Source organism: Pantoea allii, from assembly GCF_046529425.1.
In the GTDB taxonomy this organism is placed as follows: domain Bacteria; phylum Pseudomonadota; class Gammaproteobacteria; order Enterobacterales; family Enterobacteriaceae; genus Pantoea; species Pantoea allii.
Genome location: NZ_CP125958.1, coordinates 2,552,293 through 2,569,603 on the forward strand (window position 1 = coordinate 2,552,293; position 17,311 = coordinate 2,569,603).

Annotated in this window: 14 protein-coding genes; 6 read left to right on the top strand and 8 right to left on the bottom strand. The window is 53.8% G+C overall.

Annotated elements, in window-relative coordinates:
* Position 1: 1 nt before the first annotated feature.
* From QNH99_RS12020 to QNH99_RS12045, 6 genes are all read right to left on the bottom strand, one after another.
* Positions 2-2,455 carry a T6SS phospholipase effector Tle1-like catalytic domain-containing protein gene (locus QNH99_RS12020; protein WP_410516732.1) on the bottom strand — a complete coding sequence of 818 codons (2,454 nt, stop codon included), beginning with the start codon at positions 2,453-2,455 and terminating at the stop codon, positions 2-4.
* Entirely contained in the window at positions 2,443-2,970 is a 528-nt protein-coding gene (tli1, locus tag QNH99_RS12025) for a T6SS immunity phospholipase A1-binding lipoprotein Tli1-KP (RefSeq protein WP_410516733.1), read from the bottom strand. Before tli1 (QNH99_RS12025) ends, QNH99_RS12020 begins: the two co-directional genes overlap by 13 nt.
* 68 nt (positions 2,971-3,038) lie before the next feature.
* Positions 3,039-3,566 carry a T6SS immunity phospholipase A1-binding lipoprotein Tli1-KP gene (gene tli1, locus QNH99_RS12030; RefSeq protein ID WP_410516734.1) on the bottom strand — a complete coding sequence of 176 codons (528 nt, stop codon included), beginning with the start codon at positions 3,564-3,566 and terminating at the stop codon, positions 3,039-3,041.
* A gap of 75 nt (positions 3,567-3,641) precedes the next feature.
* Positions 3,642-4,406 carry a DUF4123 domain-containing protein gene (locus QNH99_RS12035; RefSeq protein WP_410516735.1) on the bottom strand — a complete coding sequence of 255 codons (765 nt, stop codon included), beginning with the start codon at positions 4,404-4,406 and terminating at the stop codon, positions 3,642-3,644.
* Positions 4,407-6,785: a type VI secretion system Vgr family protein gene (locus QNH99_RS12040; protein WP_410516736.1), complete on the bottom strand. Its 2,379-nt coding sequence runs from the start codon at positions 6,783-6,785 to the stop codon at positions 4,407-4,409. It abuts the gene before it with no gap.
* 1,770 nt (positions 6,786-8,555) lie between these two features.
* Positions 8,556-9,038 (bottom strand): cold-shock protein, encoded by a 483-nt coding sequence (locus QNH99_RS12045; protein ID WP_063879484.1) that lies wholly within the window; start codon positions 9,036-9,038, stop codon positions 8,556-8,558.
* A gap of 293 nt (positions 9,039-9,331) precedes the next feature.
* On the opposite strand from QNH99_RS12045, the gene QNH99_RS12050 reads away from it, so the two are divergent.
* From QNH99_RS12050 to QNH99_RS12070, 5 genes are all read left to right on the top strand, one after another.
* Positions 9,332-9,997: a haloacid dehalogenase type II gene (locus QNH99_RS12050; protein WP_063879483.1), complete on the top strand. Its 666-nt coding sequence runs from the start codon at positions 9,332-9,334 to the stop codon at positions 9,995-9,997.
* 31 nt (positions 9,998-10,028) lie between these two features.
* Positions 10,029-11,078, top strand: coding sequence for a phosphotransferase (locus tag QNH99_RS12055; RefSeq protein WP_410516737.1), 1,050 nt, complete (start codon positions 10,029-10,031; stop codon positions 11,076-11,078).
* Between the two features lie 14 nt (positions 11,079-11,092).
* Complete coding sequence (locus QNH99_RS12060; protein ID WP_063879481.1) at positions 11,093-12,460, top strand: aspartate aminotransferase family protein; 1,368 nt, start codon at positions 11,093-11,095, stop codon at positions 12,458-12,460.
* A 10-nt stretch (positions 12,461-12,470) separates the two neighbouring features.
* Positions 12,471-12,980 carry an Lrp/AsnC family transcriptional regulator gene (locus tag QNH99_RS12065; protein WP_063879480.1) on the top strand — a complete coding sequence of 170 codons (510 nt, stop codon included), beginning with the start codon at positions 12,471-12,473 and terminating at the stop codon, positions 12,978-12,980.
* 199 nt (positions 12,981-13,179) lie between these two features.
* Positions 13,180-13,569 carry a hypothetical protein gene (locus QNH99_RS12070; protein WP_254353830.1) on the top strand — a complete coding sequence of 130 codons (390 nt, stop codon included), beginning with the start codon at positions 13,180-13,182 and terminating at the stop codon, positions 13,567-13,569.
* Positions 13,570-13,740: 171 nt separating this feature from the next.
* On the opposite strand, the gene QNH99_RS12075 is transcribed toward QNH99_RS12070, so the two are convergent.
* A complete protein-coding gene (locus tag QNH99_RS12075) occupies positions 13,741-14,649 on the bottom strand; it encodes a LysR family transcriptional regulator (RefSeq protein ID WP_172896849.1) in 909 nt (302 codons plus the stop codon).
* A 153-nt stretch (positions 14,650-14,802) separates the two neighbouring features.
* Here QNH99_RS12075 and QNH99_RS12080 point away from each other — a divergent pair, with 153 nt between their 5' ends.
* Positions 14,803-15,528, top strand: a complete 726-nt coding sequence (locus QNH99_RS12080) for an SDR family NAD(P)-dependent oxidoreductase (protein WP_410516738.1) — start codon at positions 14,803-14,805, stop codon at positions 15,526-15,528.
* A gap of 233 nt (positions 15,529-15,761) precedes the next feature.
* Here QNH99_RS12080 and QNH99_RS12085 read toward each other — a convergent pair whose 3' ends face one another.
* The gene (locus QNH99_RS12085; protein ID WP_063879477.1) at positions 15,762-16,895 is read right to left on the bottom strand and encodes a glutathione-independent formaldehyde dehydrogenase; all 1,134 of its coding nucleotides are present in this window, start codon (positions 16,893-16,895) and stop codon (positions 15,762-15,764) included.
* Between the last annotated feature and the right edge of the window lie 416 nt (positions 16,896-17,311).

Genomic DNA, 17,311 nt, shown 5'->3' on the forward strand with positions numbered 1-17,311 from the left:
CTCAGACAGTTGCCGCCAGCACCTGCTCAAGCCAGCTGGCCGGGATCGCAGCCTGCGCCCGCGCCAGCTGTTGTTCAGCCACAAGCGCTTTTCGCTGTGCAACCACTACGCCCGGCTCCCGGGTAAATGCCCGCTGCTGTTCCCCGCCCGGCAGTTCCGGCACGGGTTCACCGGTGATCTGATCCAGCACTTCAACCTGCAGCGTTCGTACGGCGCCTGTCGCGGCCAGCCCTGCCAGCTTTCCGGTCAGGGTCTTTTGTCTGAAGCTCAGCACAACACCTGTGGTCAGGGTGGCAAACCCGATAAGATCCCCGGCGATCACCAGCGGCGACAGGGACTTATTACATTTGTCGCTGAAATAAATCATCCGGTAGCGGAAGTAGCCGCCCCACATCTCGCGCGAACCCAGCGCAGCGTGCATAAACCAGGCACGCGAGTCGTGCACCTGATCGTCGAATAAGGCCCTGACCAGCCCGGCGGGCTGTCCGGCATTACTGGGCTCACCGGCGGCAGGGAACAGGACTGACACCCGCGCGTCTCCGTCAGCCTTCATTCGCCGGTATTCCCGGGGTTCATCATCGGTATTGAGCACGAAAATCATCGGCTGGAGCACGGTATCCAGCACCACCTGCGCCAGGTTCTCCGGGATACGGTAACCGTCGTGGTAATCCTTACCAAACTCCTTCGCCGCTTCAAACAACTGGGTCTGCGCCATATCCGGGTCAAAATCCTTGATGCCCGGATAGAGCACAAGCTCATCCATCCTGTCGGCAGACTGTTTTGCTATCTGGTCCTGACGCTTTTCAAGTACCTTTCGCTGCTTTTCATCCCGTGCTTCTTCTGCCGCCTTGCGCGCGGCGGGCAGTGCTTCGGTATTGGTGGCGCGCTGGTAGAATGGCGTTTTCAGCATCGAACCTCTGGCATAGCGCTCGATACGCCAGGCGGTGATCCACGCAATCTGGTTTTCAACGACGGTTTCCAGACTGCCGCTGGCGCGCGGTGGTTCGTATTGTGAGGCCTCTTCGGGCGTGATTTTTTCTGGTGTGGTCAGGTTCAGGGTGAGTTCGCGCCAGGCGTTAAATCTTGATATCAATTCCGGTGCGACGACAAAATCTCTAACTTGCTCAGCATCAAGAGCGCGCCAACTGTCCTTTCCTAAACTCTCCGGTAAACTAGATTTATTGACTTTCAGTGGAGCACCAGAAGAAAAAGCGTTTGAATACAGGTCATGCAACACTATTTGCGACAGCAAATAGCTATCATGCTCAGCATTCGCTTTCCCCTGATCCCCTGGCGGATACCCACCGCCAATATCCGAGTGCATCCCCGGGTAAACCACTTCGGTGGCACAGGAAGGATACTTGCCGTCACCCCGGCGCACCGAGTCCAGCGGAAAGCAGAGACGCTGCTCATGCCCGGACACCAGATGCACGCATTTTTTTATCAGACCGCCATAGGTTTTATCGTCCGGCAGCTCCATGGTGCCATCTGCCCAGGACATATGCCCCTCGGCTATCGGCACAACGTGCGCTATCCCAACGGAGGCCACGGTATCCAGCAGCCCGAGAAACTCCACGCTGACGGGCAACTGCATCTCACCAATCTGCAGGCACTGTGGGGGTTTTTCGTCTTCCGCTTTTGGTGGGGGAAGCAGTTCGCTCAGCCAGCGAACAAACGTACGCGCAGCGGCGGCACCGCGGGAAAAACCGTAAATGTACAGTTTGATACCCAGCAGCTTCGGCTTGCCCGGCTCCGGCTGCGTGAGCAGTGGTTTCAGTTGCGGGGCTAACTCATTCAGTAAACGGCTGAACTCTTCATAACGGTTGTGGCTTCCGCCAGACCACAGCCGGTTCCAGCTGGTGCCCATTTTTTCTAGGGACTTACGGCTGGCACCCTCGGACAGTTTTATGCTGTTGTTTTCCGGGTCCTTACTTATGCGCATTAGCACATCAATAATACGCAGCAGCGCCCAGTTAATACGCTCCTCACCCTTGGTTGCACCCACCAGCCCCATAGTGGAATAATCCGGGTCGTTCACTTCCGGGAACGGAGTGCCCACACCGGGAATATAAAATTTGAAGTATTTGCCGCCGCTGTCGCTTGCCGAATCCAGCGGCATCCTGCTCGTATCAGATACGCCACCTGCTGTACCATCTCCAATAGTTGCGCGAAACAACCGCGCGATATTGGTCGGATGCTTCGGGTCAGCCAGCAGCATGTCATTGTTCAGGTTATTCCCCGTACCGTCGAAAAACAGACTGATATGCAGCGTCTTGCAGCATGGCGGCTCGACACGTCGCCCGGCCGCCAGACACAGTTCCTGGCGGTAGAGCCGCTCGGCGCTGTTCTGCTGATGGCAATTCTGACCAACTTGCAGTGCCTGCGTCGGCAGGCGCCCCTGGGCCGGAAACGGCGGTGGAACCCAGGCTAAATCGGTTTCCGTTATTTCGGACATACTTTGGGCTCCTTCATCCTGATGGGCTCTTTTATCGGGTAATTGGCATTTCTCGGTGACCAGCAACTGGTCGTCACCTTCACGTCATCGCAGGGCAAAAAATGCACCGTGATGCCGCAGACGTCCTGGCCGTTATAGTCGGGTACCGGGACGGTTTTGCTGTGTTGCCTATCGTTCTCTTTCATTTTGTCCCTCCACTCCCTATATTTTTTTGAATCTGCAAATCCAGGAAAACCTTCAGTGGACGCCTCCCCACTTTCCCAGTCAACACGCACCGTCATACCCGGTGTCCAGCGGGCGGGCACGCTGTAGCAGCAGCCTCCGCCACCGCCCTGGAACGGACCGATAATGTCGATGCCCGACTGGTTATCCACGCTGAAGTGGTTAATCGCCCATTTAGTGTGGTTGATGGCTTTAATGGTGCCGCCGCCACCTCCGGCCTGAGCAGCAGGCTGTGAGCAGCCGGTTAACAGCAGCAGGCCCGCCAGCAGCGGGGTTAATACTGTGTGTTTCATCTGAGGTTCCCTGCAGAGGCAAAACTGAAGAGATAGCGGTGGCGGCACCCGGGCTGACGCGGTTACCGTTATTTCGGACATACTTCCGGCTCCTTCATCCTGATGGGCTCTTTTATCGGGTAGTTGGCATTTCTCGGTGACCAGCAGCTGGTCGTGACCTTCACGTCATCGCAGGGCAAAAAGTGCACCGTGATGCCGCAGACGTCCTGGCCGTTATAGCCGGGAACCGGGACGGTTTTGCTGTGCTGCCGTTTTTGTTCGTCAACCTTTGTCTTCCAGGCTTTGTATTTAGCTCTGTCAGCGAATCCTGGAAAACCTTTAGAACCACCAACCCCGGTTTCCCAGTCAATACGCACCGTCATGCCCGGCGTCCAGCGGGCGGGCACGCTGTAGCAGCAGCCTCCGCCACCGCCCTGGAACGGGCCGATAATGTCGATGCCCGACTGGTTATCCACGCTGAAGTGGTTAATCGCCCATTTAGTGTGGTTGATGGCTTTAATGGTGCCGCCGCCACCTCCGGCCTGAGCGGCAGGCTGTGAGCAGCCGGTTAACAGCATCAGGGCCGCCAGCAGCGGGGTTAATACTGTGTGTTTCATCTGAGGTTCCTTACAGAGGCGGGACTAAAGGGGAAATGGCGGCTGCACCCGGGCTGAAGCGGTTTCCTTTCACTATTAGATCTTTACTTGTTTAGTAAGCCATTTTTCAATGACCCAGGCCTCGCGGGCTTCATCCAGAATAATGCCCTGGTTGGTTGCCTCCACCATGCCCTGATAACAATCAAAAAAAAGCGCTTGTTGTGATGTATACCTGACCGCTAGTGGTGCACTGTGGGACAGGAGGATCATGACATCGCAGACACACAGCAGGTGATCCAACTGGCGATCGCTGAGGTCGATTTTGGGAGGTTTTTCATTGCGATTCTGAGGCGTACTGTTACCTTTTATACCTCTTGAGTTGCCATCCATATCCTGCCAGGCCCAGAACAGGACAGGACGCAACAAAGGCTGTTGCTGTTCCTCTTTGAGAACGTGCGTAAAAAGCAGTGGGAAAATCCGCGTATCGTAAAATCGTAAAATTCCGCTCCGCCCTTCCTGCAGAATATCCATACACTGTGTGAGCCAGCCAGTCAGGGCAGAAAAAGGCCAGTGTGAACACAAGAGCAGCAAAGGAGACTGAACAGCGATCAACTGACTCATGTCCTTCAGCCACTGCATCTGTTGAGGATCATCGAGCGTAATGCGTGCAATCAGCGGCGCATCATCGACAATAAACGCTTCCGGAAGCCCATGATAAAGCGACTGCCACTCCACAGAGAGTGCGTCCAGTGCCGGTATCACGCTGAAATCCAGCCCAGCCTGATCAACAATAATATCAAGATAATCAGCCCCGGATGTCCGGCAAGTAACAGCGACTTCCTCAATCCATCGTGTGGTCATTTATGCCTCCCTGGGGACGAAGCCCTGCGCCAGCTCCCGGGCTTTTTTAAGGCACTCTTTACATATCGATGCCGGGAGTTCAGGCAGGGGGAAATTCTCGCTGTCTGGCCCCTGCAAATCGTGGAGGCCTTTGAGACTGATTAATCCCGGACCGTGAATGTGCACTTCCCCCTGTGGCGTAAGACGAATGTAAGCCCCACCGCAGCCCAGAGTGATGCCATTTTTAGCCGTTAACTGCAGGTGCCCTTGTGTTGACTGAACAGTGACATCATTAAGAGAAGTCAGCGACAGGACATCTCCATGTGACTCAATATTAAGCGGACCTTTAGCGGATACCAGCCGCATCCCTTCAAGCTGGGCAAGGATTGAGACAGAGTAGCTCGCGTTCACGGAATAGCGCTGTGCTGTGCTGACATTGACTTCGCCCAGACTCTGTAGATATAGCCCCTTCCCGCTATACATCAGACTCGTTTCCGGCGTGACGGCGGCAATACCTTTCGGTGCAGACAGCAACAAAGTAGGCTCTGTAAGCTCACTGGCACCGGAAACAAATTCGCTTAATGGCTCAGTATCAGGGGCAACGTTGTGGTGTGTCTGAGTAATCGTTCCCCATTTGGTTACCTGATTTAACGCTCCTTTCAACAGACTGATGGCCGGCTGCATCTCCAGCACCTGGCCCTGTGCTTTCGTCTGGCCATCAGCGCTGATGAATATCCCTTTGTGTGCCCGGATGGCTCCCCACTTATCCGTCCGCAGCTCAAAACCCTCACCGCGCTTCTGCTTCTCAGCATCCACTAAATGTCCGAGATTCAGCTGGCTCTTGCCGCCGTATTCGGTGGAAATCTTGATGTGCTCTTTACCGCGCTCGTCGTCAAGGCGGATTTTGTTGTTCGCCGGGGTGCGCAGCACGTTACGTTTGTAGTTGCGGATGGTCACGTGGTCACCGTGGGCCGAGTCGTGCAGCACGCCTGCGATGTACGGCCGGTCCGGGTTGCCGTCCTCAAAGCCAATCGCCACTTCCGTGCCCGCCAGCAGCGGCAGGTGCAGACCGTAGGTGTCCCCGGCATACTGGCGGGACTGGCGTACCCACAGGCTCTCGAACCCGGTTTCCCAGTTATCGCGGTCGAACAGCATGTTCACCCGGTAGCGGCCGTCTTTATCGATGTGGCCATAGGTGTCGTTTTCGGTGGTGCTGGTGACGCGCGCCGGTACGGTGCCGGCCATCACCGGGCGTGAGCCCGGCTCCGGGCGGAAGCAAAAATCCGTGCTGTCCGGGATGCCCTCAAAATGCACGCGAAAGTCTTCATCCCGCCGCGCCTGGCTGTGCATCGCCGTGATGACCACGCCCTGCGCAAATACCTCCGCCACTTCATAACCGCCGGTGACTTTCAGCACCTGACCCGGAGAGAGGGTCGGGCAGCTGGTGATGGCCCGGGTCTGCGTCTGGCCGTTCAGGTAACGCTCATGCCGGATGCGGGCATAAAACGCACCGGACTCCGGTGCCGGACTGCGGTCACAGGTACGGCCCGGTGACAGGTAGTTATCCGCCCAGTGGTAGGCATCGCCGTAGGTGGTCGCATCCCCGCGGGTCACGTCCACCAGAGCGTTCATGTCTTCCGTGGCCTGACGGTAGTTGTAGTCCCGGGTGCTGACCTGCTTCTGCACCACGCTGTGATGACTCTCCATCCCCCACACCGAATCCACGCCCTGCGAGTGCTGCCCCGACGGCGGCACCGACGGCAGCGTCAGGCCTTTCTCATAGCCCTGCTGACCGTCGCAGAACTCCACCACGTCGATGTTCAGGCGCGTGTCGGTGGTGAAGCGGAACCAGATACCGACCTCGCCCAGCAGGCGGGTGATGAAGTGCAGGTCGTCCTCACCGTACTGCATCACCTGCTCACGGCGCGGGTACTCTTTTGACAGCGAGAACAGAAAATCCTGACCGCGCATGTTGTGGCGCCCGCGCAGGATTTTTTCCACAATCTGCGGCACCGACATGTCCTGGTAGATGGCGTTCTGGTGCGAACGGTCAAGCAGCGCCAGGCGCGGCCGGAGCGTCAGGGCATAGCGGGTTTCCTCTTTAGAAGTGCTGAGGCGCTCAAAGCCGGTCACCACGCCCTGAATCACCCGTAACGTCTGCTGCACTTTACTACCGAAACCCGTGTCAGCCGGGGCCTGCAGCGTCAGGGAACCGGGCTTCATCAGCATCATCTCTTTGCTGATGGCATGGTCTGTACAGGTGAATTCAATCCGGTAGCGGAACGGTCTGCTTAAGGCTTCATCGCCTTCAAAAGCCAGCACATCAAGCTCTGCGCCACATCCCTTCACCGAAAGCCGGTGGTGGTTGTGACTGAATCTTATGGGGGGATTGTTGCTCATATGTCCACTCCTTGTGTCCGGTCAATTTCCAACGAGACAGCGTCTTCCTCGCATCATTCCAGCGTCAGCGAGGTCAGCATCTGTTTTTCCGCTATATCAGTCAGCCACCTGACTCATTTCAGGCAGTATTTGCTGAGTCAACAGGCTGTTACCCGCCAGAGAAGCTAATAACCCTGCTTCCTGCACCACTTAAATGAATACTTTTCGAAAGCTACAGACGGTGTTGAGGTTTTTGTTTGCCGTGCCCGCCGCACAAATCCTGTCTGAGGACATCCCTATCCCATTCGTTGCGGCGCGCCAGTAACATCAGATGCCTTTACCCTGCTCCAGCAGTTTCAGCCGCCAGTGCTTAGGCAGCATTTCTGCGCACGCGGATTTGGCACAGGCAGACAGCGGCTTCCCTGGCATGGGCACAATAAGCATTCAAACGGTGTAACAGACTGGCTGGGTTTTCCATTTTTTGCTCTTCCGAAGGATTCCGGGCACGCTACCGCCCTTCGCTGTTTCCCGTTATGGGGAACTCACAGCGCGCGGGGTCAGGCAGACAGTTTTTTGCTCAACGTTCGAAAAGGTTCTCAGCCAAAAAGAAAGGCCGACAACTCCGGTATCTGTCTTGAAGCTTGCTCAGAAAAACCTTTCGTATTCACAACGTGAGACTGATTTTGTTTTCACCGCCTTTACCTGCACACGTATTTTTAACAGTCAGATGAGTTTTCGGTAATATTCGAAAACACCGGCGTTGAGGTTAGTTTTATTAACGATGAGTTTTTGCATATGACCAGGCGCCCGACGCCCTGGCCGTTACGGCAATCATCCCTCACCGGGCACCTCAGGGAGGGGATTTATTGCTTACCGGCTCCGGCTTTATGCAGATATTTTTTAGATGGGTACGTGCTTCTGACGCGTTATTCTGGAAATCTTTATCCATTACATTATCCTTGTATCGCTGTAAGCAGCCGGGACACCTCCGTGTCCTGCGGACAATAATAGGACAATCTTCAACCAGATATCAAATCAATAGATTATTGCGCTAATGTTATAATTTAATTGAATTTTTAATTCCAATTTTAACATTAATTTCTGTCAACTTTAAACAACCATAAAAACAAACAAAAAAATTTATTCACCAAAAATAAATGCAAATAACATCTTTATTAAAAATGTTGTAAACCTGACTGATGCGAGCGTTTTTTTAAAATCTTCTTTACCTGGCAGGAAAAGCCTCAACAGAAAACAAAGCAATGGAAATGCTGACGTATTAAATTACAGTTAAAAAACCATTTTTTTTAATTTTGATAAAAATAAATTAATTATGTACTGAAAACACAATTACACGCCTGACAGTCACATCGTCAACTACGATCACAGCATAAGCCAGTGCAGTAAAAAGCACGGCGCGCGCTGTATTACAAAACAACGAAAAGCGCATTCCAGAAGACAGCCCTGGCCTGACATTCATACATGCCAGAACCTTAATGCTGACCCATAACCGCTGGATTGCAGACGAAGGGTAACGGAACAGAAAAACGAAACCCTCGCTGAATGAGAGCCATTCATTCACCAAGGTAATCTGATATTCGGTTACAGAGAGAACTTATTAAGGAGTCTGTAAGGTGTAAAAGACAGGCACCAGAAGCATTGGCGAACACAACTATCCTGTTCGAAAGCGGCCAAAAGGACCAAAGAGACCCAGCGATGGGGTGCACCGGAATGCTTACAGGCTGCCAGTGCCTTGTTGAGAAAGGCGCTGGCAGTTCTGGCCCGAAGCTGTCAGACCTTGAGCAGTTTCACCGTGGCATCGATATCAATCTCATCCTCAGAGAAGATTAAGGTCGCCCCCTGAAAAGTGGTGATCGCCAGTTTCTTCAGCGTACGCATCTCATCGGCCTGGTCGGCTGATTTGGGTTTGATATTGTTCATCAGAATGCCCACAGACAGCACCGTATTTTCTTTATCAATGCGGCTACTGGCAGGGACTTCTTCGCTGTAAACCACAAAAGACTTAATGGCGGTAAGCTTAAGCCGCTCGCCCGCAATGAAGATGTATTTGCTTTCCGGCAGGACTTTCACCGCATAGGCCGACAGCCCTTTATTGTTCGTGGTGGGCTCAAACGTGACCGACGCATCTTTCTTAATCAGATCAGGGTTGGCGACCTTAATCACGTGAAAATAGCGGTTATCGCCGTTTTCATCTTTTATAAAGCCAAAGCCTTTATCCTGAAACCAGGTTGTGATTGTTCCATTCATCGCCATTACCGCCTACCTAATCGTTAATCTACTCATTTTTTTCAGCGCGCAGTGTAAAACACAATGCAGGCGCAAACTACGCCTTTGGGCTAAGTCGGGCTGATAAATTTCTGCGCTGCCGGTGGGCGGCCCCGGGGAACGACGCTGACGAAGCCATCGGGGCGTGATTAACGCTATGCGGATAATGCCGCGTGCTATGGCGAATTGAGCAAAAACCACTCCATTCAGTGGTCAATAAGAAATTATCTGTTCGCTCACCACGATATACTTCTTTTATACAAATGAAAGGGGTTAATCACATGATTTATAAACCAAAATTTATCAGCTTCGATTGCTATGGAACGCTAATTAATTTTGAAATGGGACCGACAGCAAAGACACTTTTTGCCGATCGCATCGCAGAACAGCGGATGCCCGCCTTTCTTGAAAGCTTTCGTTTCTATCGTCTTGATGAAGTGCTGGGCGACTGGAAGCCCTTTTTCCAGGTGGTAGAAAACGCCATTCAGCGGGCCTGTAAAGCTCATGATGTGGATTACCGCGATACTGACGCGCAGGCTCTCTATGACGCCGTGCCCACCTGGCAGCCGCATCCTCACGTTGTGGAAACGCTGGAACTGATATCCCAACATTTTCCTTTAGTGATCCTGTCGAATTCGATGACCGATCTTATCCCACACAGCGTCGCCCATCTTAAAGCGCCCTTTCATGCTGTCTATACGGCAGAAGAGGCGCGTGCTTATAAGCCGCGTGCGCAGATTTTTGAATACATGTTTGACCAACTGGGCTGCGGGCCAGAACACATCATGCACTGCTCCTCCAGCTTCCGTTATGACCTGATGACGGCATCCGACCTCGGCTTTATGGGCAAAGCATTTATCGATCGTGGGCATGAGCCCGCCGTCGACGGCTATGGCGTTGAACGGCTCACCAACTTCCGCCAGCTTGCCGGCCTGTTGGGCCTTTGATTTGTCTCCAAAGACGGTAAAGCGAGGGAAAATGATGCTTGATGAACACACCAACCCTGCTGTCGCATTGAGCACAGCCGCGCCGGCCCTCTCACTTCCGGCCATTCAATCTTTAGTGTCTGAAATGTATGGCATTGAGGGCAACATTCGGTCACTGGCCAGTGAGCGCGATCAGAACTGTTGCATCGAGCAGGCAGACGGCACGCGCTATGTGTTGAAGATCAGTAATCCCTCTGAAGCGCTGTCGATTGTGGATTTCCAGATTAAGGCGCTCAACCATGTCGCTGAGGTTGCACCCGACCTGCTGATTCCGCGTGTTGTGCGGACGCGCAAAGGACAGGATTGTGACAACGTCACTCTAGCTGATGGTGCAAAAACCACTGTCAGGATGCTGACCTATCTGGACGGGATGCAGGTTAAGGACACGGACCGAACGCCTGCACAACGTCGTGCCATGGGCACCTGCCTGGCCCAACTCGATCTGGCTTTACAGGGTTTCACACATCCTGCCGCCAGCCATGATCTACTGTGGAACGTTTCTGCCGCACATCGTCTGATGGATAAGCTGGAAGAACTCGTCGACCCCACGCGCCGCAGGCTGGCGGAGAAATTTATGACGCGTTTCACCACGCACGTCCTGCCGCGCCTGTCGGCAATCAGGGCGCAGGTCATCCATAACGATTTTCACCTCTACAACGTGATGGTGGCGCCAGAGGAACAGGACCGCATTACGGGGATTATCGATTTTGGCGACATGCTTTATGCCCCACTGGTGGGCGAAGTCGCGACCGCTGCGGCCTTTCAAATGTCAGGCCAGCCCGATCCGTTTGAAGGCGCAGCCCAGTTCGTGGGTGCCTATCACAAAACGCTCCCGCTCAACGACATGGAGCAAGACATCGTTACCGATCTGATGGCCACCCGTCATCTGATTACCGTCCTGATTACCGAATGGCGCGCGGTCCGCTATCCCCATAACCGCGCCTATATCATGCGTCATAATCCAGCCGCCTGGGAGGCGCTGTCCTTCATGGCGGATCTGTCTCGCGATGCGGCACGTGACCGATTGCTGACTGAACTCTGAAATGGGAGAAATTAATGAAAAGCACCACCGATCTTAATATGGTAAACGCCTATATCCCCGGTCAGGCCGACGTGGGACCGGAAACGGCCGCGATGATCGAAAGGCGCGATGCGCTGTTGGGTCCGGCTTATCGTCTGATGTACGAGCATCCCTTACACATCGTGCGCGGTGAAGGCGTGTGGCTTATCGATCCTGAAGGCCGTCGCTACCTGGACATTTATAACAATGTGACCTCACTTGGGCATTGTCATCCTGCCGTCACCGAGGCCATTTGTCAGCAGGTTAAAACCCTCGCGACGAATACCCGCTACCTGCACGACACCATTCTGGAACTGGCCGAACGTCTGCTGGCGACCGTGCCGGAAACGGCGCTTGCGCATCTGATGCTGACCTGCACAGGCAGTGAAGCCAACGATCTGGCCTACCGTATTGCCAAAATACGGACCGGCGGCACCGGCATCATCGTGACCGAAACCGCTTACCATGGCATCACGGACGCGGTTTCTCAGTTCTCGCCCTCGCTGGGCACCTCGGTTGACCTTGGGCCTCATGTGCGTCTGGTGCCCGCGCCCCGTCTCTACCATGCCGAGGGGGCCGATCTCGGCGAGCGCTTCACGCGTGATGTCGAAAACGCCATTGCCGATCTGCAGCGGCACGGCATTAAGCCCGCTGCACTGATCGTCGATTCGCTGTTTACCAGCGATGGCATCCTGCCTGGCACAGCGGGTTTCCTGAAAGGCGCGGTCGATGCCATCAAACAGGCCGGAGGATTGTTTATTGCCGACGAGGTGCAGCCTGGCTTCGGACGCACGGGCGAAAACATGTGGGGCTTTCAGCGTCACAACGTCATCCCGGACATCGTTACGCTGGGCAAACCGATGGGCAACGGTCAACCGATTGCCGGGCTGCTGGCCACGGCTGACGTTCTGGCAGAGTTCGGTCAACGCGCCCGTTATTTCAATACGTTTGCGGGCAATACGGTTTCCTGTGCCGCCGCGCTGGCCGTCCTGAAAACCATTGAACAGGATGATCTGATTGCCCATGCCCGCAAGGTAGGCGCGCTTCTGCTTGAGGGCATTACCGCCCTCAGTCACAAGCATGAAGCCATCGGCGATGTGCGTGGCGCGGGCCTCTTTGTTGGCGTGGAACTGGTTTCCGATCGCCCTTCCCGTACCCCGGACCGCTGGCTAACCAGTCAGGTGGTGAACAGAATGCGCCAGAAAGGTGTCCTGCTGAGTGCATGCGCAATGGGACATAACGTGCTGAAGATTCGTCCGCCCCTGGTGTTGACGGCGGAACAGGCGCAAATGATAATCGAGGTACTCGATCAGTCGTTAACGGAAGCGACTGCAGCCAGGGCGTCACAGCCCATTCCGAGGTAATCACCTGTCTATGTCACATCCTAAGCCTCTCGATCGAACTGATATCAGAATACTTGAGCATCTTCAGCGCGAGGGGCGTTGTTCAATAGTTGAACTGGCTGAGGCGATTAGCCTCAGCCCCAGTCCCTGTTTAGCGCGTACCCGGCGCCTGGAACAAAGCGGCATTATTTCGGGTTACGCCGCCAGGGTCACGCTGAACAAACTGGGCAACAATCTGGTGGTGTTTTCCGAGATCACGCTCAACAGCCATTATCCTGCCGATTTTATTAAATTTGAATCCGGCGCCTGTCAGTACCGGGAGATCGTGGAGTGCTATAACATCAGTGGTGGCTACGACTATCTGTTGAAAATTATCGCCCCCAATTTATACAAGTTTCAGGACCTGATGGAGCGTTTGCTGGAAGATGAGATTGGCATAGCAAAATTCGCCAGCCGCGTGGTACTTCGGCAACCCTGGCAGTGGCGCGAGGAGCCGCTAACCGAGATTGCGACCGGCCAGACAAGCTGGAAACAAGGCTAACGGCGCGCCCGACATCAGGCAGCGTTTTTTACTCGCCAGATCATCCATTGTAGGCTCCGGTGGGCAAAGCCAGAGACTCAACAAACTGCGCGCCTTCACCGTTCGCGCCTGTGCCGACAGAGACGCTTTACCTCAACGTATTACTGATGCAGCATAGAAAATGGCTATCCCGATGTATAACCTCTGAACGGTGTGGGAAATGATCATGCGACTTGAACTGGCTGTCCTGCTATTTGCAGGTTCAACCGCAGCGCTGGCAGCAGCACCTGCCGACCATGCATGGCAAACTTACATGGCTGAACTCACCCGGCAGTGCCCGTCTAAGCACCTGGAATGGCTCGCTCCGGCTGATATTCGTGATGCGCTTGATGATTACAAATCACATCTGAATACCGATTTACAGCATGCGATGACGGCTTCTGAACATCACCGCTGCCAGGGCGTTTCGGCAGGTGCGACATGTGACAATAGCGGTGACCTGGATATCGCGCAGAAAAACGGTCTCATCCCCTCTGTGGCGGCCTCATTTTGTCACCGCTTTGTGAGGTGCAGCAAGCAATCGGACTGCGACAGCCAGAGCGCACCCTGACGCAGACTTAAAATATACTGCGCTGCCCCTGTTAACCCCGACCGTACGGTTTTGTATTAACCCAGCGGGTCGCTCAAGACATCGCCCTTAAAACGCTAAATCTGCCTGCGCCTTAGCCTGTTCGCGAGCATGGCCCGGCGCACTTGCTGCATCGCATCACGACATGAATCGTTAGCACCTGCCTTCATCCGCACATCCCTCGCGCTCCTCTTTAAGAAAATCAACAAATGCGCGCAACGGCGCAGACATAAACCGGCTGGGAAAATAGAGCCACGGCCCTTCAAAAGCAGGCCACCATGCTTCGAGTAACGGATGGAGTTCGCCTGTTTCAAAGTGAGGCTGAAGCCAGTTTTCAAACGTCGCGATAATGCCCTGACCTTTTATTGCCAGATCGATCGCCCCCGACACACCATTGACCCCGATAGTCAGACGTCCGGGCGCATCGACGCGGACAGTTTCTCCGTTATGCGCAAACTCCCATGGGATCAGCGCGCCACTGGAATATCGCAGACGAATGCAGTCAAGTTCCGTTAACCTGGCGGGATGTGACGGCGAGCCGTGAGCGGCGAGATAAGCCGGTGACGCCGCCAGCGCTAAACGCTGTTGACGAGGGCCGATGGGAATGGCAATGGCATCCTGGGCAAGGTGCTCGCCATAACGTATTCCTGCATCGCAGCCTTCCGATGTGGCTTCGATGAGGCGATCATCGACCATGATTTCCACCTGTAAGCGCGGATGATGAGCAAGAAACCGATCGATCAGCGCGGGAAGGATATCCACCATGACGGCACCCGTGACGTTCAGTTTAAGCACCCCGCGCACCGCCTGCTGAGAGCTGGCAACGTCGTTCAGTATGCTCCGCATTTCGCTGAGCAGTGGCGACATACGTTCGGACAACATCCGGCCGGCTTCAGTCGGCGTTACGCTGCGCGTCGTGCGGATAAAAAGCGGCACGCCAAGGCTCAGCTCAAGCGCGGTCACCCTTTCACTGACGGTAGAGGGAGACAGCCCCAGCTTTTTGGCTGCCGCACGAAAGCCCTTAGCATTAAACACTGCCAGAAAAATCGATAAATCGTTCATCTACACGGCCTACGATTGTTCGCCATTTCGATCAGGTTATTCGTATTAGCCTCTGTTATCAAACAGCATTGCCTGGGCTATAAATGCTGAACACGCCCGGTAATGCGTTTAGCGGGGCCATATCACCAGCAGAGATAACTGAGGCAGCAGAAAATGACCAACAAAAGTGTTCTTATCACCGGCGCGAACAAAAGCATTGGATTTGAGACGGCCAGGCAACTGGGCTTACTGGGTTATAAGGTCTGGTTGGCTTGTCGTGACGAGCAGCTTGGCCACGCAGCGCTGAACACGCTCGCCGCAGAAGGGCTGGATGTGCATCTGACGGTGATGGATGTGACCCAGGCCGCCAGCGTTCAGGCGGCGGCTGAACAGGTACTGAAGTCAGATGGAAAACTGGATATTCTTATCAACAATGCTGGCATTGCCGGGATTCAACCTGTCGCCCCCAGTGAGCAGTCAGTCAGCGATATTATGGCGGTGTATAACACTAACGTTTTTGGTGCCATCAGCGTGACCCAGTGTTTTATTCCGTTACTTAAACTCGCGCCCCAAGCCAGAGTGATTATGGTGAGTAGCGGGCTGGGATCGCTGGCGTGGGTCGCCGATCGGGCACATCCCTATTCACGCGTCCAGGCAATGGGTTATACCAGTTCGAAAACGGCGATGAATGGCGTGACCGTGGCATTTGCTCATGAACTTACGTGGTTTGGCATTAGCGTAAACGCCGTCGACCCAGGCTACACCGCCACCGATTTTAATGGGCATACAGGCTACAGAACGGTTGAGGAAGCGGCCGATGGCATTGTCTGGCTTGCCGATCAGGCTCCCCAGGCGATGACTGCGGGTTTCTTTTTTGATCGAAACCGCGCGCCCTGGTAATCGCCCTTTCAGTCACCTTGTCGGTTAGAAGAATCTCACGCTTTTCGCCCTGGAAGCGATCCGCGCATCATGCTCATGGATGGGGCTTACCTTCAGCTAAGGCTTTCAATGCCAACAGGTCTGATTGACTGATAAAGAAAGGCTTTCATTTAGAGGCTGAACGCCCGCAGTCTGGTTCACACGCACTCGGGCGTACTCACCAGACTGGGGCAATCATGGTAATGACGAACGACTTAAGGTTTTAAAATCACTTTTGTCCAACCGCTGTCGCGATCGTCAAAGTGCTTATAGCCTTCTGCCGCTTCAGACAGTTTTAAGCGATGCGAGATAATCTGCCCTGGATTCGCTTTATCCTGCGAAATCAGTCGTGCAAGCTGGCGGTTATAAGCTTTAACATTCGCCTGGCCGGTACGGATGGATTGTCCTTTGAACCAGAAACTACCAAAGTCAAAAGGCATTTTGCCCTCTTTCGCCAGATCAGTCGCTGCACCCGGGTCCTGTGGAACAAACACGCCCACCACGCCAATACCGCCCGTGGCTTTTGTTGAGGCAACCAGGCTGTTCATCGTGTCAGAATTGTCTTCAACACCATGTTTGTTGCAGCACTGATAGCCCACACATTCACAACCGCAATCGGTGCCGCGACCATCGGTGAGATCGAGAATCTTATTTACCGCATCAGCGCCCGTGGCATTAATGGCAATCGCACCGATTTTTTCCGCCAGTGCCAGCCTGTCGGCATGCGTATCGACAACATAGACCTCCGATGCGCCTTTGATAATGGCCGAGTGCGCTGCCATGAGTCCCACCGGGCCGGCACCGTAAATAGCCACACTTTCACCAGCTTTTAAGCCCGCAAGCTCTGTGGCGTGCCAGCCGGTCGGGAAAATGTCGGACAGCATGACGTAGTCATCTTCCTTCTCAACCGCATCGGGCGGTAATACCAGGCAGTTAAAATCGGCAAAGGGGACGCGAAGCAACTCGGCCTGACCGCCTTCCCAACTGCCCATTTCGGCAAAGCCATAGGCAGCGCCAGCAGTACCAGGGTTGGCTGTCAGACAGTATCCCGTCAGGCCTTTCTCACAGTTTTCGCAGAATCCACAGCCTACGTTGAACGGCAGGCAGACATAGTCACCTACGCTGATTCGCTCTACGCCACTGCCAATTTCAACCACCTGCCCCAAATTTTCATGCCCTAAAATACGGCCCTGCTCGAAGCTGGTGCGTCCTTCATACATGTGAAGATCTGAGCCGCAGATATTGGTGGTGGTGATGCGAACCAGAACATCGGTGGGGCGGACAATTTTGGCATCGGGCACATCTTTAACTGAAACATCAAAGGGTCCGTTATAAACGACTGCTTTCATACTCTTTCCTCTCGGGTCATTGATGATTCTGCGTTAGCGTTTCCTTATTCACAGGACATGGCAATACAGAATCAGCGTTATCTGGCTTATTCATTCGGCCTTTGGCGGATAATAAAGTTACTGCGAAGGTAATGCGGTTTTTCTTAAAAAAGCATTTCAACCAAAACAAAATTAATTATCGACAAAGAAGTTTACGCCCATTAAAAAAAGGCATTTTCAGACTATTCCGGCCTGATTTATTACAAACAATAACGTTGTCACTTAAAATGATGGCAGTGTCAGTCAATCAGGTAGTTATAAATATCATTCGCCGTCTTGTTTGCTTTCAATCACCTTTCAAAGCGTAACTTATATGACGGAAATTGCAGGCAGCCAGAGGAAATAAATGAATAAAAATTTAATTATACTTATTAAAC